Here is a 21108-nt window from a genome sequence, read left to right as displayed (position 1 = left end):
CGGTCATGGATTCAATCCGCTTTTCAGCATTAATTTTTATTTCGCTGCCACGGGGTCATGGCCCATTCGGCGAATTCGACGATGTAGTTCATGGCGATCCCAATGAACGTCAGGACGGCAATCACCGCGAAGGTCAAGCCGATGTCCAGCGTACTCGTGCCGCGCAACAACACATAACCCAGTCCTTTATTTGCGCCGACGAACTCGGCGACGATCGCGGCGGTGGCGGCAATGGTGGCGGACGTCTTGATGCCCGAGAAGATAACCGGCAAGGCGGCGGGAAGGCGCAGATAGCGAAAGGTTTGCCACGAGCTCGCGCCCATGGACTGCGTCAGGTAGAGAAGACGCGTGTCCAGAATCTGAAAGCCGCTGATGCTCGCCAACAGCAACGGGAAGAAGGTCATCAGGACGGTCAGCAGAACCTTCGACTCCATGCCGAAGCCCAGCCAGACCAGGAACAACGGCGCAACCGCGATTTTCGGAACGAGCTGCAAAAACATGAGCGGCGGATAAACAACCTGTTTCGCGAGCGGCGACAACGCGATCACGAGCCCCACGGGTATTGCGGTCACGATCGTCAATGCGAAGCCCCAGACGATTTCGGTCACCGTGACAATCGAATTGGTCCAGAGCTGGGGATATTCCTCGACGAGCCGCGAAAAAACCAATCCCGGACCCGGCATGACATACGGTGGAATGTCGAAGAGACGCACTGCCGCGGCCCATATCGCGATGATCGCCACGAATGTCAGCGGCGGCAGCATGTTCCAACCGAGGCGCTTGATCTTGCGCATGCCAGCGGACTGACGTGGCCTGGGGCGCTCAGCGACCGCCGACTGCCCCGCGGTTGCACTTTGCAGGGTGTCGACCTGACGCGAAGATAACTTCATTGACATCTGTGTCTCCTTCTACGAGTGACGTGCAACGTTCGTTCAACCAGTGATTTCGAAGCCGCCGCTCATTGGAAAGCGGCAAGATCTTACGACGTTCGTTGATTGAACTGTATTCCATCTTGAATTTTTCCTGTGTAGGGAATTTCCCGAATCGTGGGCGTGCGGCTCTGTGTCGTGCGGATAACGAGGGAAATCAAGGGTATACCCGTACATGTAAGACAAAAGACTCATTTCCGGGTGATTTCGAAATGCAGGAAATGCCGGCCAGGCAGGCAGACGCTCATCGCCTCGAAACTCGCAGCGCGCAGCCATCGAATCTCGAGCAGATCTCAGGTCCACCACGTTGCTGGAAGGCTCAGGTTCACGTCCGCCGATGCCGGGAGTCTCGCTTTGCTTTGGTGTCCTTGCGTACTGGATATAGCGACGAAAGCCCGCTTTCAGGGTTTGGTACTGCGCGTCGGGAACTTGGCAATTCCTGAACTGACGGCGCTAGCTTGGCCGCGGACAGAACCGCCTTGGTGTCATTGACGGAATGCGATGAGAATCAAAAGCGAGCGAACGCCGTCAACGTTTATCTACGACATGTTTAGTGCCGCTCGATGTGGCGGCCGGGTACCGTCGGCATCGAAACAGGTGGTGCCACTTCTCACAAAGTTGTCCCCGCTCGTGATGACCACGACACTCGCGCGACGAGAGGGAGAGGATCCAAATGCAGTCGCCAGAACGTAGCTGAAATGTCAGCGCCATCCGCGAAGCGGCGGGAAACCGCGTTGATATAATCCAAGGTCCTGCGCTAGGCCCGAGCATTTCCAAACATGGCGAAGAGCAAACCTACTCCAAAAGAAGAAGCCGAGGCGCACACACCTGGGAAGCGTTCACGCGTATCGGGTGTGACGCTGCGTGATGTCGCCCGCTTCGCCGGCGTGTCGTCAGCGACAGTTTCGCGGGTCATGAACAACCCTGCCGTCGTTTCGGATGAGTTGCGCTCTCGCATCATGGTCGCGATTGACCACCTTGGCTGGGTGCCCCATGCCGCAGCGCGCGCGCTGGCGACACAGAGGACCGGCACGATCGGCGCGGTATTCCCCACGTTGGCGAACGAGCATTTCGCTACCGCGATTCAAACTCTGCAAGAGTCTCTTGAGCAGGCAGGCTATACGCTCCTGCTCGGTTGTTCCGAGTATGACCTCGAACGCGAATATCGGCAGGTCAGAACCATGCTCGAGCGCGGCGTCGACGCAGTCGTGCTCGTGGGCGAAGCGCATCATCAGGATCTTCAACCGCTCCTCTCTCAGCGGCAGATCCCCTTCGTCAACACGTTTGTGTATCGGGAAGGCAGTGACTCGCTGTGCGTGGGCGTCGACAACCATCAGGCCTTTTTCGACTTCACCACCTATCTCGTCGGTTTGGGACATCGCCGCTTTGCGATGATCTCACAGCACTCTGATACCAACGATCGGGCACGAGCCCGACGCGACGGCGTGCGCGACGCCCTTGCGGAGCACGGTCTGGGCATATCCGCCGCTCATATGATCGATGGCTTTTGGGGCGCGCGAGTCGGACGGCAGCTTTTTTCGAAGGTGATGGATACGCCTCAACCACCGACAGTGGTGATTTGCGGAAACGGTTCGTTTGCGATGGGCGCGATGTTGGAGGCAATGCATCAAGGCTATGACATCCCCCACGATTTGAGCCTCGTCGGATTCGACGATTTCGAACTGATGTCTGAGCTACCCATACCGATTACTACCGTTCGTGTCCCAAGCGCGGGAATCGGGACGATCGCCGCGAAGATGATCCTTGCGGAACTCGCGGAAAAAGGTAGTGCGAGCAGCGTCAAGTGCGACGCGGAAATTATCGTTAGGGCGTCTTCCGGCGCGCCGCCTAAGGTGCGCCGAAAACGCAGCATCGCAGCCAAATAGCTTCGCGATGATTGCGCGGTCACCTCCATCAGACGTGCAGCGGGACTAAAGTAGTAGAACGTTGGCTTGAACGTAATGCGGTAACGGTTTGACAATTCCATCAGTTGCTCAGTCTGAGCCAGTCACCGACACTGTCGCCTTCGAGTTCATCATGACAAGCACCGATCTCTCCCAGATGCAGATGCCGCGTTTCGCGGGTATCCCGACGTTCATGCGCGTCCCGTTCGAGCGTGATCTCGCGGCGCTCGATATCGCGCTGGCGGGCGTGCCATTCGACGGCGGCGTGACGGCGCGGCCCGGCGCGCGTTTTGGACCGCGCGAAATCCGCAACATGTCGACCATGATGCGCGCGGTCCATCACGTCACACGCTTCAATCCGTTCGAAGCATGCCGCGTAGCGGATATCGGAGACGTGCCTTTCGATCATCTTTACGATCTCGAAGCCGCGCACGGCGATATCCGGCGCTTCTTCGAGCCGGTGTTTCAGTCGGGAAAGATCGCGCTGACTGCAGGCGGCGATCATTCGATCACGTACCCGATCTTCCAGGCGATGGCGCCGAAGAAGCCGCTCGCGCTCGTGCACATCGACGCGCACACCGATACCTGGGACGCATTCAAAGGCTCCAAATTCACGCATGGCGCGCCGTTCAGACGTGCGGTCGAAGCGGGCTGCTCGACCCAACGCGCACGATTCAGATCGGTATTCGCGGCGCACAGAACACAGACGAAGGCTGGCGCTACTCGCTGGATCACGGCATGCGTGTGGTCTTCATGGAAGAGTTCGATGAGCGCGGTCCTGCCGCAATCGCAAACGAAGCGCGGCGCGTCGTCGGGGATGCGCCTGTGTATCTCTCCTTCGATGTCGACGGACTCGATCCCGTCTTCACGCCAGGCACGGGCACACCGGAAATTGGCGGATTGACGACGCGCGAAGCGCTCGCACTGCTGCGCGGGCTCGACGGACTCAACTGGGTCGGCGGCGATGTTGTCGAGGTTTCGCCGCCTTACGATCCAAGCGGCAACACCGCGCTCGTTGCCGCGACGATGATGTACGAGATGCTGTGTCTATTCGCGAAGCGACACGCGTCTTAGATCGCCCCCCCTTCCAGCCGGATAGTAAACATTGACGTTCGTACACTGCGGATTAGCCAGTCACGCAGTGTCGCCGTCGGGTAGCAGATGGACGCCGTGGACGAATCAGGTCAGATGCGAGCGAGTGCCACGCGCCACTGAGGAGCTTGCTCCGAAAGGTTGAAACCGACACCCGGACGAGTCGACAAGTACATCAGGCCGTCCTTGATTTCGAGGCGCTCGTTGAACGCCGGCTCCAGCCATTCGGTGTGCTCGACCCATGTTTCGTTCTGGAAAGCCACGGCCACATGAACGTGCTGCTCCATGACGAAGTGCGGCGCCAGCTTGAGCCGATGCTGCTCGGCCTGCGCCATGATCTTGAGGAACGGCGTAAATCCACCGGCGCGCGGAACGTCGGGTTAAGGAAAGTGACTGAGCGGTTTTCGATCAGATTCTGCACTTCGGCCACGCTACTGAGCATTTCTCCCGTGACGATGCGCGTTTTGAGCTCTTTGTAGGAACAGATTGCTGATCATCGAGGCGAGCGCGCGCCGACGTTACTCGACTTCTAACCGCTTGATCGGACCCATGAGGAGGGTGTAGGACAGGACACCGATGAGAGACACGATTGCGCAGAATCCAAGCGCCCACTCGAACGATCCCGTCTTCTGAACGATGAAGCCGATGGTGATCGGAGTAACGATGCCGGCGATATTGCTTGCGAAGCTCGCGATGCTTCCCGTCATTCCCACCAGCTTCAAAGGCGAGATCTCGGAAAGGATCACCCAGGTCGTCGATGACATGCCCTGCGCAAAGAACGCGAAACACAGGATGACCATGACGAGCGCGTTCGAGGTCGTGAAGTTTGCAAGGACGATCGAACCCGTCAGCAGGAGGCCTATGACCATCGGAAGCTTGCGCGCGGTCGTCACCGAGAAGCCTTTCCGAACCATCCAGTCGCCCCACCAGCCGCCGAACATCACGCCGACCGCCGCCGCGAGATACGGGCCGATCGCCGCCGCCCCGGCATGCAGCATCGTCATGCCGCGAGCCTGTATGAGATACGTCGGAAACCACGTGAGGAAGAAGTAAAGCGTCGTGGTTGCAGCGAACTTGCCGATGCACACGCCCCACATCTGGCGAAAGCTCAGCAGTTTCAAACAATGTTCCCAGCGAAAGCCATCGCCCTTGATTGCCGGGCTGCCCGTGGCCTTGCCTTGCCGGATGTAATCGAGTTCCTCCTTGTTCACCAGCTTGCTGTTGCCCGGTTCGCGATAGAAGAGAAACCAGAACACCGCCCAGATCAATCCGACCACACCCGACGACAGAAACACACCGCGCCAGCCATAGCGCTCCGCGATATAGAACTCCACAGGCGTAAGAAGCGCCGTACCGAGGTAGATACCCATCGAGCAAACGCTTCCCGCGACACCGATCTCGCGCTGAGGAAACCAGGACGTCGCGACCTTGTTGTTCGCTGGAAACGCAGGCGCTTCAGCGGCGCCGACGCCAAAGCGCAGGCCGAACAGCGAGGCGAAACCGCCCGCAAGGATTTGCAGCGTCGTCGCGAGCGACCAAGCGGTCAGACAGAGTCCGTAGACGAGTCGCGTACCGAAACGGTCGAGCAGATAGCCGCCCGGAATGGTCGCTATTGCAAATGCCCAGGAGAATGCGGAGAAGAGAAAGCCCATCGCCACGGGCGATATGCTGAACTCTTTCGAAATGAGCGGTGCGACGACCGACATGTTCGCACGGTCGAGATAATTGATGATCGTGCCGATGAAAACCAACCCAAGCATCATCCAGCGCACATTCGTACGTCCCTCGGTTCTTGCCAGTTCTTGCGGCAAAGCGGCCGCGGTTGCGTCGTCCTTCATGATTTCGCCTGTCTCCGTCTATTGGTTTTGGTCCTGCTAATGACAACCCGGCTTTACGTGCCAGTCCGTCATACGAGAATGCGGTCATCGACGCCGAGCCTCGAAGCCCAACTTCTCAACGTGGAAATCGTCGAAGGTGACAGGAGAATGCCGTCACGGCGGCTCTGCTCGATATTGCGCGAAGCCTGTTCGCCGGGAAGCCGCACGGGCTTTGCCGGATCGATAGGATCGTTGGCATGGCACTGCGCGACAAAGAAATCCATCTGTGTAATCGACGCTTCTGCACCTGCAAATGCCGCCGGATCGATGATTTGCAGATAGACGCTCGCACCCCAGCGCGTCGGCACGTCCATGCGACCGAAGCCCGACAAACCCTGAGTCAGTGCTTCGATCATCAGCGCGAGACCGAAACCCTTGTGGCCCGACTCCTCTCCGCCCAGGAGCATCAAGCTCCCTCTGCGCTCGCTGCGTTCCATGACGTTCGGATCGCGTGTCGGCTTGCCCTCCGAATCGAGAAGCCACGCATGATCGAACATCTCGCCCGCTGCCACTTTCTGGCGCGTCATCGAGACGGTGGTAATCGACGCGCAGGTATCGACCAGCACCGGAAACCGGGTCGTAGGAAAAGCGAATGCGAACGGATTCGGGCTGAATAGCCCCTGCTTGCCGCCGAACGGCGCGACGAGTTTGGTGTGTGGACCGGAAGACGCGATCATCGCGTAGTAGCCGCGGTCGGTGGCCTGCTTCGCAAGCGCGGCGAGACAGCCGATATGATGACTTCTGCGCATCGCGAAGGTAAAGACGCCGCAATCGGGGATGCGTTCGAAACCGAGCGATAAGGCTTCCTGCATGAGCCACAATCCGGGAAGATAATTTCCGTCCCACACGACGGTGGCGCCCAGGTCGCGCACCACTTCCGGCCGCCCCGCGGCGGTCATCCTTCCATTCGTGAGTTCTTCCAGGTACGGGCTGCATTGAGCGAGACCGTGAGTCGAGCGCCCCATCATGTCGGTCAGAACGAGCAGGTCAGCGACAGCGCGCGCCTTCTCGCTTTCCATGCCCGCTGCATGCAGAAGACGGTTGGCTAACAGAGTGAGTTCCGTTTCCGGGCGGCGGATTGCTTCAACGGTTTCGATGGTTGACATAGGTCGGGCGCAGCGCGTTGTGGTTGCCAGTTGATGCACAAAGATATCGAGGAATTCCGATACCGAAAAGACTTGCTCAGGCATCGGTTGATACTTATTCTGTATCGATGATTACTTATATCCAGTTGCGCTGCTTCCTCGCGGTCGTCGACGAGATGAACTTCAGACGCGCGGCCGAACACTTGAACATGACGCAGCCGCCGCTCACCCGGCACATTCAGGCGCTCGAACACGCGCTCGACTTCGAGTTGTTCGACCGGAGTGGCCGCAGCATCCGTCTCACTCCTGCCGGCGCCGCGTTCGCGCGATCGGCGAGACTCATCGTCGGACAAACGAATGCGGCCGTCATCGACGCGAGGCGCATCGCGTCAGGAGACGAGGGCTCCTTGACGATAGGTTTCACCGCAGCATCGAGCTATCAGTTCCTGCCGCGATTCGTGAAGCTTCTGCGGGAGCGGATGCCGAGCGTATCGCTGACGCTGCGAGAAATGACGTCGGCGCAACAACTCGACGCACTGCGTTTGCAACAGATAGACATAGGACTGTCGCGACCGCCGATCCTCGAACGCGGCGTTCGCTCTGTCTGTGTGTTTCGCGAGCCGCTCGTGCTCGCCGTGGCGAAGGAGCATCGCCTTTCACAACGACCGAGCGTCGCCGTGGCCGACCTGGCCGGCGAGAGTTTGATTACGTACCCTCCCGTCGAGGGCGCATATTTTCATGGGCTGATCACCGGACTTCTCCAGGCCATGAACGTCCGCGTGGCAGAGACGCAGCACGTCACGCAGACGCACTCGATATTGGCTTTGGTCGGCGCCGACCTGGGCGTGGCGCTCGTTCCGCAATCGGCCGAGAGCATCCACTTCGACAATGTGATCTTTCGGCCATTGGTCGAGGCGCACGCCGTCAACGCCGAGCTTGTGCTTGCCTGGCGGGATGACACGGGTAACCCAGTCAGCGAAACGGCGCTGCGCTATTTGACTGCGTTCTTCAGCGCCGCTTCTCGCTCGTTGCCGTGAGTTGCTATTCGCATCTCATCTTTGAATTCCGTGCCCCGCGCCGGAACGCCCCGTCCGGATCAGGCCCGCGTGCCGATCTCGGCTTCCTGCGCCGTCCATTCCGCGACGCGCTCGCTCAGACTCAGGCCGAGACCGGGACGGGTCGGCACGATCATGCGGCCGTTCTTCGTCTCCAGGCGCTCGTTGAACAGCGGCTCCAGCCATTCGAAGTGCTCGACCCACGGTTCGCGCGAATAGCACGCCGCGAGGTGCACATGGAGCTCCATCGCGAAGTGCGGCGCGAGCATCAGTCCCGCATGGTCTGCAAGCGTCGCCACCTTCAGGAACGGCGTAATGCCGCCGACGCGGGGCGCGTCCGGCATCAGATAGTCCGCGCCGCGCTGACGGATGAACTCCCAGTGTTCCGACACGCTCGTCAGCATCTCGCCCGTGGCGATCGGCGTATCGAACTGTGCGGCGAGGGCCGCGTGGCCTTCTGCATCGTAGCAATCGAGCGGCTCCTCGATCCAGATCAGGTTGAACTGTTCGAAGGTACGGCACATGCGCTGCGCGGTCGGGCGATCCCATTGCTGATTTGCATCGACCATTAGCGGGAAACTGTCGCCAAGATGTTTGCGAACCGTCTGAACGCGTTGAATGTCGATCGCACAGTCCGGCTGCCCGACCTTCAGCTTGATGCCGCCGATGCCCTTCTCGCGCGAGACGTCGGTATTGGTAAGCAGCTGGTCGAGCGGTGTATGCAGGAAGCCGCCAGACGTGTTGTAACAGCGCACGGAATCACGATGCGCACCGAGCAATTTCGCGAGCGAAAGGTTTGCGCGCTTCGCCTTCAAATCCCACAGCGCGACGTCGAATGCACCGATTGCCTGCGCCGCCATCCCGCTTCGCCCCACCGATGCACCCGCCCACGCCAGCTTGTCCCACAGCCGCGCGATGTCACTCGGGTCTTCACCGATCAGCGTCGGGGCGATTTCCTTTGCATGCGCGAACTGGCCGGGGCCGCCTGCGCGCTTGGAATAACTGAAGCCGAGACCGCGATGACCGTCGGCCGTTTCGATCTCGACGAAGAGTATCGCGATTTCCGTCATCGGCTTCTGGCGGCCAGTGAGCACCTTGGCGTCGCTGATCGGATTGGCAAGCGGAAGAAAGGTAGAGGCGACGCGGACCCATTTGATCGAGTCGTTCGACGTAACGGTGATGAGCGAAGATGTTGCGTTCATGATTGCTTCCTTACATGACAATGCGAATGTGCGGACGGCTCAAAGGCCGTGACGCGGTTTCAGGGGTGCAGCGACGCGCTCGCTCGACGGATCGTCATGGTCATCCAGATCCAGACGCTGCAGCTTCCCGACGATGAACAGATAAGAGCAGGCGCCGAGGATCGACAGCGCAGCAACATAAGTGAGAGCAACTTCAAACGATCCGGTGCTCTTGATCATCCAGCCGATAGCAAGCGGCGTGACGATGCTCGCGAGATTGCTGCAGAGATTGAAAATGCCGCCGCTGATACCCATGGCATGCCTGGGCGACACATCGCCGACGATGCACCAGCCGAGATTGCCGACGCCCTTGGCGAAGAAGGCGATCGACATCACGAGAATCACGACCGTCGTCGATTGCACATAGTTGGCCACCACGATCGTGCTCGACAAAACCAGGCCGCAGATGATCGGTGTTTTGCGCGCGGCCGTGAGGCTGAACCCGCGCTTGAGCATCCGGTCGGACCACAACCCGCCGATGAGCCCGCCTACACAACCGGCCACCGCAGGCAACGCGGCGACGAGACCGACCTTCAGAATCGACATGCCCTTCGCTTCGATGAGGTAGGTCGGGAACCATGTAAGAAAGAACCAGGTGATCGATGTCAGACAGAACTGGCCGATATAGACGCCGATCATCATGCGGTTAGCCGCGATGGCGCCCACTTGCTTCCATCTGAATGGTTGTGGACTGTCGCCCATGGTCGGCAGGCCACCGCCCGCCGCGATGTATTCCAGCTCCGCCGCATTGACGCGATGATCGCGCTGCGGTTCGCGCACTGATCGCAGCCACCACAGGCCGATGAGAATACCGACGGCGCCCGTGGTAAAGAACACGTAGTGCCAGCCCCATGCGCTGACAGTGAAAGTCATGATCGGCGTGAACACCGCCAGTGCGAAGTACTGCGCAAGCTGGAAAACAGACGTTGCCAGGCCGCGCTCAGCGCTTGGAAACCACATCACGGTCAGGCGGCTGTTGCATGGGAATGCCGGCGACTCGGCGATACCCATCAGGAAGCGAAGCACGAAAAGCATCACGAACGCCGACGCGAAGAGATGGACGAAACCCTGAAGGAAGGTCAGCGCCGACCATAGGATCAGGCTGGTGCCGAGCACGATTCGCGCACCGAATCGGTCGAGAATGAGACCGCCCGGAATCTGCATTGCCGTGTAGGTCCAGCCAAAGGCTGAAAACGCAATGCCCATGGTCAGCGCATCGAAGCCGAGGTCGTGTCGCATGCTCGGTGCGGCGATCGAGAGTGTCGCTCGATCCACGTAGTTGAACACGGTCACCACAAAGATCATCGCAAGGATGAACCATCGCACTCTCGTGCGGTTTGCGCCGCTTTGAGCGCTTGATGGTTGAACTGCCACGCTTGTCTCCTGTTGGGTCGGCCCTCGCCGGCCATTCGCGCGTCGGCCGGTCGACATGCGATGGATAATACAGTGATTGCGCAATCATTCAAGCAAAATTGATTGCGCAATCATTCGTGGTTTCCCCAAGGTGAGTTCACGCACCGACGCATCGGCGACACGACGTGTTCGTGTTCTAATTCGTGTACGGCGGCTCGACGAGCCGTTCGATCCGCACCAGCGGACAGCCGCTTATCAGACTCCGAACATGGCGAAGAAAATTTCCAGCAGGCACATATCGCTTTCCGCGCAGCCGGAGAGCGTGACGCTCATCGACGTTGCGAAAGTAGCGGGCGTTGCGCCGATGACAGTATCGCGGGCCCTCAATCGTCCGGAACTGGTACGCAGCGACACGCAGAAAAAAGTGCTCGACGCGGTGCGAGCCACAGGCTATGTGCCCAACATGCTGGCCGGAGGGCTTGCAAGCAGCAAGAGCCGGCTCGTCGCAATCCTGCTTCCGACTATTGCCAACTCGATCTTCGCCGAGACCGTTCAGGCTCTGGTAGACAAGCTGACGGGGGTCGGCTATCAAACGCTTCTCGGGCTCACGGCGTATTCCACGGCTCGTGAGGAGGCTCTGGTGGAGGCGATTCTCGGCCGGCGCCCCGACGGAATCGTGCTCGCGGGGACCAGCCACACGAAGGCCACTGTTGACCGGCTTACCAAGGCCAAAATCCCCGTCGTGGAGATTTGGGATCTGACCAACAAGCCAATTGACACGGTCATAGGTTTCTCACACGAGCAAGTCGGCAAGAAAGTGGCTCAGCACCTCCTGGAGAAGGGCTACCGAAAGTTCGGCGTCGTTTCCGTTGATGATCCCAGAGGTCTGCGGCGCGGAAAGAGCTTGGTCGCGGAACTTCGCAGACAAGGGATCGTTGATACGGCCATCAAGATTCTCCCGGCCCCTGCCACTATTCAGGCAGGACGACAAGGCGCTGCGCTGTTGTTCGAAGAGGCCCGGCCCGACGTCATCGTCTGCAGTTCGGACACGCTCGCGCAGGGCGTTTTAGCCGAGGCAGCCAGCCGAAAGATGTCGGTGCCGCGTGACGTCGCGGTGATGGGCTTTGGCGATCTCAGCACCGCTGCCTACGTCTACCCTTCGCTTTCGACGGTGCGCGTCGAAGGTACGACTATCGGAATGAAGGCTGCGGAGGCCTTGCTCTCACGGTTCGAGGCAGGTCGTTCCAGTAACGACATTCCGGCGCGAAGAATAGATACGGGCTTCTCGATTATCGATCGGGAAAGCGCCTGAGAAAGCATCAAGGAAGTAACTGCGGGGCCTTTTCCTGTTCTTCCACGCCTACCATTACACCAAACCGGGAAACCTGCGGCCACGCCGCGTTGCACCACGATCCCGGTTTGCGATCGGCAATTCAACGAAAAGAGACCAGAAATAAGGCCTGTTCGTGATGCAAGCGCGTGCACGCGACCGATAGAATTTCGCCCATAACCACGTTAGGCACCGTCACGCATCCGATACCAGTCGGATCGCTTTCTCATATCGGATTTGCGGTTCATTCAGCATGACACGGCTCACACGGCATTACGTCCCAGACCAACCGCAGCACGTTATCTTGCAGGGGCTCACCGGGCCCGCATTCCTGGACGAAGGAGACTACCTTTACTTCCTCGGCTGCCTGGCAGACGCAGCGCGCGTCGCCGATCTGGCAGTCCACGCGTGGGTACTCATGCCTGACGCGGTACAGTTCCTCGTCACGCCTTCATACGAGTCGAGCGTGGCCATGGCGATGCAGGCGGTCGGCCGTCGCTATGTCGAGACCTTCAACCGCCGCCATGGACGCCGCGGTACGGTGTGGCGTGGCGGGTACCGGGCAACAGTGATTGAGCCCGGCCGTTATTTCCTGCTCGCGAGCCAGGCCATCGATCATGCGCCGGTGCGCACCCGCCTTGTAGCGGAGCCGGAAAACTACCAGTGGTCGAGCTACACGCACCACATCGGGCTGCGTGTCGATAGCTTCATCAAGGACCATCCACTCTACCGCGCGCTCGGCGATACACCGCTCGAGCGCCACCAGGCTTACCGCGATTTGGGCGCACAGCCTCTTGACGAACCCGAGATCAATATTCTGATGCAGTCGACGCTCAAGGGTTGGGTGCTCGGCAGCGCCGCGTATTGCGAGTGGGCAGCGCAGACAGCCAACCGACGTTTGATGCCGCTGCTGCTGCGCGACCGGCCGCGCAAGGTTCGCACGACGAGCGACCCCGCACAGGTGCGCTAGCCAAAAGAAAAATCAGGTTAATAAGGGACGCAGCCAGAAAGCCCCGCCGGACACGGCCGAGGCTTTTTTGTGCGTATGACATCGCATCCAATCCTGTCAGCGGTTTTCAAGAATACCTAGCAAGGAGTGAAGTCTCAACGAAACGTCGGTGCACGTTTTGTCCGGGCTAACGACGTCTCTGTCCATTGAGAGGAATGCGGCTGAGGCTCTAAATTGGCGTCACTGAACCCGCCGGGCGCTTGCGAGAAACAAGATTACCCCGCGCGCCAACCCGACCGACGAAACCGCCAGCCGAGCGGTTGTTCGGGCGCCTCTACAGGAGACACCGTCATGGCCCATCAGATAACCCTCCGTTTTGAGGACGGAGTGACCCGCTTCATCGAGTGCGAGGAGGGCGAGCGAATCACCGATGCCGCCATTCGCGCCAAGCTCAATATTCCACTCGATTGCCGTGATGGTGTGTGCGGCACCTGCAAGGCGGTCTGCGAGTCCGGCGAGTACGTTCTGGGCGACTGCGTAGAAGATGCGCTCAGCCCCGAAGAGGCAAGCGCCCGCAAGGTTCTTACCTGCCAGATGAGCCCACGTTCCGACTGTGTGATCCAGATCGCCACGAACTCCGATGTCTCGGGTACCGGACCGTCCTCCCACAGCGGACGAATCGTCACCTGCCAGCGAGCGTCGGATACCACGATCGCTTTCTCTGTCGAGCTCGAGAACCGCGCAGATCTCAGCTTCCTTCCTGGGCAGTATGTCAACATCCGGGTCCCCGGCACCGATCAGACACGCTCCTACTCGTTCAGCTCGGGGCCGTCCGAGCCGCGCCTGTCCTTCCTCGTGCGCAACGTACGCCACGGGGTGATGTCGAGATGGCTCTGCGAAACCGCCAAAGCCGGAGACCCAATCGAGTTTCGCGGCCCGCTGGGAAGCTTCTACCTGCGCCCGATCGAGCGGCCGGTGCTGTTTCTGGCGGGTGGCACGGGCCTCGCGCCATTTCTCTCGATGCTGGACAAGATCGTCGCGGACGGCGACAGTCCGTACCCGATCCACATGATCCTGGGTGTAAACACCGACGAGGATCTGGTTGGCATCGACCGGCTCGAAACCTATGCGCAGCGCCTGCCGAACTTCACCTATGCGTGCACCGTCGCCAGCCCCGACAGTACCTATCGCAACAAGGGCTATGTGACCGGCCACATCAGCGCCTCCCAGCTCAACGACGGAGACGCGGATGTCTACCTCTGCGGCCCGCCGCCGATGGTCGATGCGGTGCGCGATTTTCTGTCGTCCGAAGGGCTGACGCCGCGCAACTTCTATTACGAGAAGTTCGCTGGCACCGGCCTCGTGGTTCAGACCGGCGAGGAGCGCATCGCTCCTGTCGATGTCGATGAAGCCTTCGACCTGCGCATGGCGCTCGAACTGGGAGCGGCTCAACTGACCATGGGGCGGCTGTCGAGCGAGCAATTGATCAGGTTCCGCCAGCTCGCCGAGGCGACGGCGCCGTTCGTATCCGGGCGGCGCTTTACCGACGTTGCGCGCTACATCGACGCGAACCACGCGTTCCATCTGTTCACCGTCGAAGCTTCCGGCAACGCCCAGCTGATCGCGCTCTACCGGCAACTCGCCGTGCAGGACTATATCGCTCGCGCGCTGACCGGTCAGATCGAGATCGTCGGCGATATCGTCCAGCAGCACCGGGACATCGTCGCCGCCTTCGAACTGGGCGACCTGAACGCGGCACGGGACGTGATCGCACTGCATGCGCAGCACTCCAAGGCCACCATGAGCCGGGCGCTGGAGCGTATTACGCCGGGCAAGGCAGCACCCGTCGTCGCGGCGCCACCCTCTGCCCCATCTGCACCGCCTGCCGTGCCGCAAAGCGCGCCGCAGATCTGCCCATTCACGGCCAAGACCCTTCCGCCCTATTCACACGAACTGGACTGGCCCGACGGGCTTGAACCATTCAAGGTGGTCGATGACGGCTCGCAAGGCGACCCTTACGAGCACTACCGTTGGATGCGGGAGCACGCGCCGGTGCTGCGTTGCCAGTCGGCGACTTCGGACGTGTGGTTCTTGTCGCGCTATGACGATGTCTACCAGGCGATCCGCAACCCGAAGCTATTTTCCTCCGAGGTCGTCAGTCCGCCGCCGCTGACTTTCCTGACGCTGTTCGATGCGCCGGATCATTCGCGGTTACGCAAGGTTGTCCAGCCGTCCTTCCTGCCGCTCGCGCTCGATCCCTTTATCGAGCAGATCGGGCAGAGGGCGGAGGACCTGCTCGACGCGATGATCGCCAAAGGCGGCGGCGATGTCGTCAACGATTTCGCCATCCCGCTCAGCATCTCGACCATCTCCACGATGATCGACGTGCCGAACGAAGATGAGGAGAAGATGAAGTTCTGGTCGGACGAGACCTTCAGCTACTTCGGGCGCCTCGCCCGCAATGCGCCGGGGACCGGCACCGACGAGCAGAGCGCGCAGGCTTTCTTCGCTTACCTGAAGGAAGCGATGGAGCGGCTCGCCCGCACCGACAGCCAGTCGATCGGCGGGCATATCGCGCGCATGTGGAAGGACGGGTTGCTTTCGGAAAAGGAAGCGAAGGAGCTGTGCGCCTTCGTCTTCATTGCCGGGCACGACACGACGACTATCCTTGTCGCCAACGCTTTTCGCATGTTCACCGAACAGCCGGATTTGCTGGGACGGATCCGCGAAAACCCCGCCGACGCCGAACGTTTCGTCGAGGAGGTGGCGCGATATCGCGGGACCGTCCAGCGCGTGAGCCGCATCACCACCGAGGCGACGACCGTCGCGGGCGTCGATCTGCCCAAAGGCGCGGTGGTGCGCTTGCTGCTGTCGGCTGCGAACCGCGACAGCCGAAAGTTTGCCGAGGGCGAAACGTTCGACATCGACCGCGATTCCAACGGCCATTTGGGATTCGGCAACGGCATGCACAAATGCCTTGGCGCGCCGCTCGCCAAGCTGGAGACGCTGATCGCGACGAAGGCTCTGGTCCGCAAGATTGGAGATATCGCGCTGGATCCTGCGCGGCCGATTCAGTATGTGCGGGGCAACAATCTGACCAACTCCGGGCCGGAACATCTGTTCGTGAAGTTCCGAGGGTTATCGGTCTAAAAGCGGATGACCGGGGGCGCGGCCGAGTCAGCCCGCGCTCCCCTTTTCAGGCGGCAAGGATCGATTGTGGGCCGCAGAGCGGTATTCGGTTGGCCGCAGTCCGGTCTGCTTGCGGAAGAAACGACCGAAATAGGCCTCGTCCTGAAAACCCAGTTCACTGGCGATCTGCTTCACGCTGAGCGTCGAATAGCCGAGCAGCCGCTTTGCCTCGTGGATCGAGCGTGCATCGATTGCCTCGATTGCCGAGACCCCGAAGGTGGCGCGGCAGATCCGCGAGAGCTGGCCGGTGCTCACGCCCATTTCGTCGGCATAGCTGGCGACCGGCCGCCGCTCACGGCAATGGCGGTCGAGCAAGGCGCGGAACCGCTCGATCCGCACGGCCATGGTCCGCTGCTCGGAACTGGCTGAAAGCCGGGTGCTCTCGCTGAGGCGCCCGATCTTGACGAACAGGGCAATCGTCAGTGCTGCCCCCGCGGTGAACTGCCAGCGCTCGTGGCTCTCCGCCTCGTGTCCGATCGACTCAAACAGGGTGTTCAGGGGTGTGCCGCGTTCGACGTCGGGATCGATCGACAGCACCGTCGGCGTGCGGATGAATTCCAGCAGTTCGGGCGCGGCTGCCATTGCCAGCGATTCCAGCGCGGACTGCGCGGCGGTGATGACGTGACCGTCGATGTCGCTGCGAAAGTGAAAGCCGTGAACCGAGCGCGCTGGCACGACGATCAGGCATGGCGCTTCGACTGTCCAGGTCTTGCCGTCGATGAAGGTCTCGCCGCCCCCGGCGGTGACGTAGAGCACCTGGATCAGCGCGTCATGGACGTGCGGCTTGATGTCGAAGTCGAAACGGCCGGCACGCAGGGGAATGCGTTCGTAGTGGACCATGTCGAGCCAGGATTGGTCGGCTTCTGCGCCATAGAGCGCGAAATGCAGAACGGTCCGGCGGCGCTGCAGGTCATTGGCCATGATGCACGTTATGTCCTGTGCTATGTGATCTCTATCCATTGTTCCATAGGCGCTTGGGGCGTTCAATGGCGGTACGGATTTCAGGAGGCAGGATCACATGGAAAACTTAAGGAAGGACAACTACATGAGACAGGAACTTGAAAATCGCGCGGCGGCGTCGACCCCCTACTCGCTGAATCTGGCCGGAAAGGTCTGCGTGGTCACGGGCTCGGGAAGTGGCATTGGTGCCGGCATCGCGCGCGCGTTCGCCAGTCTCGGAGCACATGTGGCGCTCGTGGATCGGAATCTTGCAGGCGCTGAAGCTGTCGCCGCCGAACTTCGGAACGCCGGTGCGGTGGCGCAGGCGATCGGCTGCGACGTGTCGGACGAAGCATCGGTTGCCGCGGCTGCTGCGGAGGTTCGCGCAGCGCTCGGCCCGGCCAGCGTGCTCGTCAACAATGCCGGGCTTCTGGCCGCCGGAGCGCTCGAGACGGTCTCGATCGCGGACTGGAATCGGGCTATCGCCGTGAACCTGACCGGGTATCTCCTGTGTGCTCGAGCTTTCGGGGGCGACATGCTGTCGGCGGGCAAAGGCAGTATCGTCCACGTTGCCTCGATCGCGGCGCTCAATCCGCAGACCAATAGCGGTTCGTATAGCCCAAGCAAGGCGGGCGTGCTGCTGCTGTCGCGGCAGCTGGCGGCGGAATGGGGTCCACGCGGGGTGCGCAGCAACTGCGTGCTGCCCGGCATGATCCGCACCGCGCTGTCCGCGAAGTTCTACGAGGAGCCCGGCTTCGAAGCTCGCCGCGCCGCCGCCACCGCGAGCCGCCGCATCGGCGAGCCGGAGGACCTCGCCGGCCCGGCCCTGTTCCTCGCCTCCGACCTGGCTGCCTACGTCAATGGCGCGGAGGTGCTCGTCGACGGCGGGCTGGATTGCATGCTGATGGACATGGTCCCGCGCCCCGGTTTCAACGCCACGCCGGGCGCGTGAGCGCCATCACACCATAACGACAAGGAGAGTGGATATGTCCAAGGAGATCATTTGCGATCTGGTCGTGGTCGGATCGGGTGCCGCGGGCCTCGCCACCGCGATCACTGCGAGGAAGCGCGGCCTCGATGTCATCGTGCTCGAAAAGGAGCCCGTGTTCGGTGGTACCACCGCGCTGTCGGGCGGAGTCTTGTGGATTCCGCTGAGCAAGTATGGCCGGCAGCAGAATCCGGCTGACACCGTCGAGCGCGTGCGCGAATACATGATGAGCGAGACGGGCAGCAACTACGATGCCGCCGCCGTCGAATGCTTTATCGAACACGGGCCAAAAATGGTCGAGTTCTTCGAGCGGGAGACCGAAATGAAGTTCGTGCCCACGCTCTATCCGGACTATCACCCGGATGCGCGCGGCGGCGTCGACATCGGCCGCTCGATCCTCGCCGCGCCCTATGACATTCGCGGGCTCGGCAAGGACATGCGCCGTCTCAAGCTGCCGCTCGAGACGATCACCTTCATGGGAATGATGTTCAACTCCTCGAATGCGGACCTCAAGCACTTCTTCCGCGCGACCAAGTCGATTGCTTCCTTCTTCTACGTAGCCCGGCGTCTGGCTACGCACCTCAAGGAGCTGCTGCTTTACCGCCGTGGAATTAACGTAACCAGCGGCAACGCGCTCGCCGCAAGGCTCGCGAAGTCGGCGCTGACGCTCGACATTCCGATCCTCACTTCGACACCCGTGAAGGAACTGCTGAGCGAGGACGGCAAAGTGGTCGGCGTGCGGGCGGACGCGGCGGACGCGGCGGACGGTGAGCTTCGGATCACCGCGCGACACGGCGTCGTGCTCGCCTGCGGCGGCTTCCCGCACGATCTCAAGCGCATCGCGCAGGTCTATCCGCATGTGAAGCGTGGCGGTGAGCATCTCTCGCCTACTCCCGTCGGCAATACGGGCGACGGGCTGACCATGGCGGAGAAGATGGGCGGCGCCGTGGCGCTCGGCTTTGCCGATGCGTCGGCCTGGATGCCCGTCTCGAAGGTGCCCTTCGGCAAGGACCGCACAGGCGTATTCCCGCATCTGCTCGACCGCTACAAGCCCGGCGTGATCGGCGTGCTGCGCGACGGCCAGCGCTTCACCAACGAATCGAACTCTTACCACGATGTTGGCGCTGCGCTGATGCGCGCCTGCGAGCGCGAACGGGAGACGGCGATGTGGCTGATCTGCGATAAGGTGGCGCTCGGCAAGTACGGACTGGGTTATGCCAAGCCCGCGCCGATGCCGGTGGGGCCATTGTTGCGCAAAGGCTACCTCGTCAAGGGCGAAACGCTCGGCGAGCTGGCGCGTCATTGCGGGATTGTTCCTGAGGCGCTCGAGAAGACCGTCTCTGCCTACAATCGCGACGCCGAGCGCGGCGAAGACCCGGCGTTCCAGCGCGGACGCACATCGTTCAACCGCTATCTCGCCGACCCTGACAACAAGCCCAATCCTTGCGTTGCGCCGATCGCGACCGGCCCTTTCTATGCGGTGAAGGTAGTGATGGGCGATCTGGGCACGTTCGACGGCCTCAGGACCAGCGTCACCGGCGAGGTGCTGCGCGCCGACGGCAGCCAGATCGAAGGCCTTTACGCGGTCGGGAATGATCGCCGCAGCGTAATGGGCGGCAATTATCCGGGCGCCGGTATCACCCATGGGCCCAACATGACTTTCGGCTATGTCACCGGTAACGCCATCGCCACCAAAGCGATGTCCCGCAAAGACAAGGTATACGCATGAATATCCAGCCCATGTTTCTGGCAAAGCCCCTCGTGGATCTCCGCGTCTACACCATCGCGATGCGCAAGATGCCTGAGTTTCTCGACGTATTCGACACGCTCGCGATGCCGATCCTGCGCGAGACACTCGGACATCCGCTCGGATTCTGGACAAGCATGGTCGGGCCGCAAAACCAGTTCACCCACTTGTGGGGGTATGACGATCTGGCAGACTACGAACGACGGTGCCTTGCACGCGATACGCATCCCGATTTCCCGGCCTATCTCAAGGCGTCGGGCCATCTGATCACGGCACAAAAGACACGGCTGATCCGCGCCGCTTCGCTGGCTAGTCTCGCAGAGTAAGCCGATGATCGAGCGTCTTGCTGTTAGTCACCACTCAACCACCGATTCAATGCGACGAGACATACGGCGACCCCGGCTCCGCTTCCGGCAGCGCGAAATGCCGCTTCATCCTCCGCAATTCTTCCGAAGGCGTGCCACCAAAGAGCCGCTTGAACTCGCGGCTGAACTGCGACGCGCTCTCATAGCCCACCTGTGCACTCGCCGCAGCGGCGGTCATTCCTTGCCGCGCCATCAATAGCCTCGCCTGATGCAGTCGTGTCGACTTGATGTACTGCAGCGGAGAAGTCTTGGTGGCCGCCTTGAAATGCATATGAAACGACGGCACGCTCATCGTTGCTTCCCTTGCTAGCGTTTCGATCGTCAGCGCCTCGGCATAGCTCGAATGTATCTTGCGCAGCACTTTGGAAATCCGCCCGAAGTTTCCATCCAGGTTGAGCGCCGCACGCATCGAACCGCCCTGCTCCCCGATAAAGACGCGAAAGTAAATCTCCCGTATCAGCGAAGGCCCTAATAGCGCGGCCTCGAGCGGATCGCGCATCGCATCGAGAAACCGCAGCATGGTTTCGCCGAGCGCCAGATCGAGCCTCGTCGTGGCCATGCCGCCCGGCTCGCCCGGCACCACGCCGTTGCGCTCGTCGATCTGCAGCAACACATCGGCGGCAAGCGTCGGATCGAGGCGCGCGTACACCGCGAGCAACGGTTCATCGGCGGTGGCGTCGGTCTCCATGGAGAACGGCAGCGGCAACGCGACGGCCAGATAGTGCTGCGCATCGTAGATATATACCTCGCTGCCGAGATAGCCGCGCTTGCGACCTTGCGCGATGACCACGATGCCCGGCTCGTACAGCACCGGCGTGCGCGTCAGCGGGCGGTTCGATCGCAACAGGCGAATGTCCGGCATCGGCGTCGCGTTGTAGCCTTCGTTCGGCGCCAGTTCCAGCAGCCGGCTTACCATCGAAGCGTGCACACGAGCCATTGCCGCGGCTTCGGTTTCCATCGTCGGCAATGCGGGAGAGCGATGCGTTTTCATGCTGGTGCTCGATAGAAGCGTGTTCATAGGATCGGGCAAGCTTCGCAGACGATCACACGTTCTCGTCCGGTCAC

The 21108-nt window shown here is 61.0% G+C and carries 15 protein-coding genes and 2 pseudogenes; 9 read left to right on the top strand and 8 right to left on the bottom strand.

Going from position 1 to position 21108, the window contains the following annotated elements; translation table 11 throughout:
- Positions 1-29: 29 nt before the first annotated feature.
- A complete protein-coding gene (locus AC1Z32_RS10825; protein WP_483478696.1) occupies positions 30-896 on the bottom strand; it encodes an ABC transporter permease in 867 nt (288 codons plus the stop codon).
- Between the two features lie 812 nt (positions 897-1708).
- Between AC1Z32_RS10825 and AC1Z32_RS10820 the strand changes: the two genes are divergently transcribed.
- Positions 1709-2815: a LacI family DNA-binding transcriptional regulator gene (locus AC1Z32_RS10820; RefSeq protein ID WP_483478695.1), complete on the top strand. Its 1107-nt coding sequence runs from the start codon at positions 1709-1711 to the stop codon at positions 2813-2815.
- A 151-nt stretch (positions 2816-2966) separates the two neighbouring features.
- Positions 2967-3907, top strand: a pseudogene (gene speB, locus AC1Z32_RS10815) (agmatinase).
- A gap of 110 nt (positions 3908-4017) precedes the next feature.
- On the opposite strand, the pseudogene AC1Z32_RS10810 reads toward speB, so the two are convergent.
- The 3 genes and pseudogenes from AC1Z32_RS10810 to AC1Z32_RS10800 all read right to left on the bottom strand — a co-directional run.
- A pseudogene (locus AC1Z32_RS10810) lies at positions 4018-4293 on the bottom strand (enolase C-terminal domain-like protein); the annotation flags it as partial.
- Between the two features lie 150 nt (positions 4294-4443).
- Positions 4444-5763, bottom strand: a complete 1320-nt coding sequence (locus AC1Z32_RS10805) for an MFS transporter (RefSeq protein WP_483478694.1) — start codon at positions 5761-5763, stop codon at positions 4444-4446.
- 68 nt (positions 5764-5831) lie between these two features.
- A complete protein-coding gene (locus AC1Z32_RS10800; RefSeq protein ID WP_483478693.1) occupies positions 5832-6908 on the bottom strand; it encodes an Ldh family oxidoreductase in 1077 nt (358 codons plus the stop codon).
- Between the two features lie 107 nt (positions 6909-7015).
- Here AC1Z32_RS10800 and AC1Z32_RS10795 point away from each other — a divergent pair, with 107 nt between their 5' ends.
- A complete protein-coding gene (locus AC1Z32_RS10795) occupies positions 7016-7924 on the top strand; it encodes a LysR family transcriptional regulator (RefSeq protein WP_483478692.1) in 909 nt (302 codons plus the stop codon).
- A gap of 59 nt (positions 7925-7983) precedes the next feature.
- On the opposite strand, the gene AC1Z32_RS10790 is transcribed toward AC1Z32_RS10795, so the two are convergent.
- Both AC1Z32_RS10790 and AC1Z32_RS10785 read right to left on the bottom strand, forming a co-directional pair.
- Positions 7984-9144 (bottom strand): L-talarate/galactarate dehydratase, encoded by a 1161-nt coding sequence (locus tag AC1Z32_RS10790; RefSeq protein ID WP_483478691.1) that lies wholly within the window; start codon positions 9142-9144, stop codon positions 7984-7986.
- A gap of 39 nt (positions 9145-9183) precedes the next feature.
- Entirely contained in the window at positions 9184-10488 is a 1305-nt protein-coding gene (locus AC1Z32_RS10785; protein ID WP_483478822.1) for an MFS transporter, read from the bottom strand.
- 145 nt (positions 10489-10633) lie between these two features.
- Here AC1Z32_RS10785 and AC1Z32_RS10780 point away from each other — a divergent pair, with 145 nt between their 5' ends.
- From AC1Z32_RS10780 to benC, 3 genes are all read left to right on the top strand, one after another.
- Positions 10634-11848, top strand: a complete 1215-nt coding sequence (locus AC1Z32_RS10780; protein WP_483478690.1) for a LacI family DNA-binding transcriptional regulator — start codon at positions 10634-10636, stop codon at positions 11846-11848.
- A gap of 271 nt (positions 11849-12119) precedes the next feature.
- Positions 12120-12836 (top strand): transposase, encoded by a 717-nt coding sequence (locus tag AC1Z32_RS10775; RefSeq protein ID WP_483478689.1) that lies wholly within the window; start codon positions 12120-12122, stop codon positions 12834-12836.
- 330 nt (positions 12837-13166) lie between these two features.
- Positions 13167-15965, top strand: coding sequence for a benzoate 1,2-dioxygenase electron transfer component BenC (gene benC / locus AC1Z32_RS10770; protein ID WP_483478688.1), 2799 nt, complete (start codon positions 13167-13169; stop codon positions 15963-15965).
- 27 nt (positions 15966-15992) lie between these two features.
- On the opposite strand, the gene AC1Z32_RS10765 is transcribed toward benC, so the two are convergent.
- On the bottom strand, positions 15993-16925 hold the full coding sequence (locus AC1Z32_RS10765) for a helix-turn-helix domain-containing protein (protein ID WP_483478687.1): 933 nt from the start codon (positions 16923-16925) through the stop codon (positions 15993-15995).
- Positions 16926-17049: 124 nt separating this feature from the next.
- On the opposite strand from AC1Z32_RS10765, the gene AC1Z32_RS10760 reads away from it, so the two are divergent.
- The 3 genes from AC1Z32_RS10760 to AC1Z32_RS10750 are packed head-to-tail and all read left to right on the top strand — an operon-like array spanning position 17050 to position 20004.
- Entirely contained in the window at positions 17050-17895 is an 846-nt protein-coding gene (locus AC1Z32_RS10760) for an SDR family NAD(P)-dependent oxidoreductase (RefSeq protein ID WP_483478686.1), read from the top strand.
- Positions 17896-17929: 34 nt separating this feature from the next.
- Positions 17930-19660: an FAD-dependent oxidoreductase gene (locus tag AC1Z32_RS10755; RefSeq protein ID WP_483478685.1), complete on the top strand. Its 1731-nt coding sequence runs from the start codon at positions 17930-17932 to the stop codon at positions 19658-19660.
- Positions 19657-20004: an NIPSNAP family protein gene (locus tag AC1Z32_RS10750; protein WP_483478684.1), complete on the top strand. Its 348-nt coding sequence runs from the start codon at positions 19657-19659 to the stop codon at positions 20002-20004. Before AC1Z32_RS10755 ends, AC1Z32_RS10750 begins: the two co-directional genes overlap by 4 nt.
- A gap of 46 nt (positions 20005-20050) precedes the next feature.
- Here AC1Z32_RS10750 and AC1Z32_RS10745 read toward each other — a convergent pair whose 3' ends face one another.
- Entirely contained in the window at positions 20051-21034 is a 984-nt protein-coding gene (locus tag AC1Z32_RS10745; RefSeq protein WP_483478683.1) for an AraC family transcriptional regulator, read from the bottom strand.
- Positions 21035-21108 lie beyond the last annotated feature (74 nt).

This window comes from Caballeronia sp. 11_S32, assembly GCF_056930355.1.
This window is presented reverse-complemented; position numbering and strand designations above follow the sequence as displayed.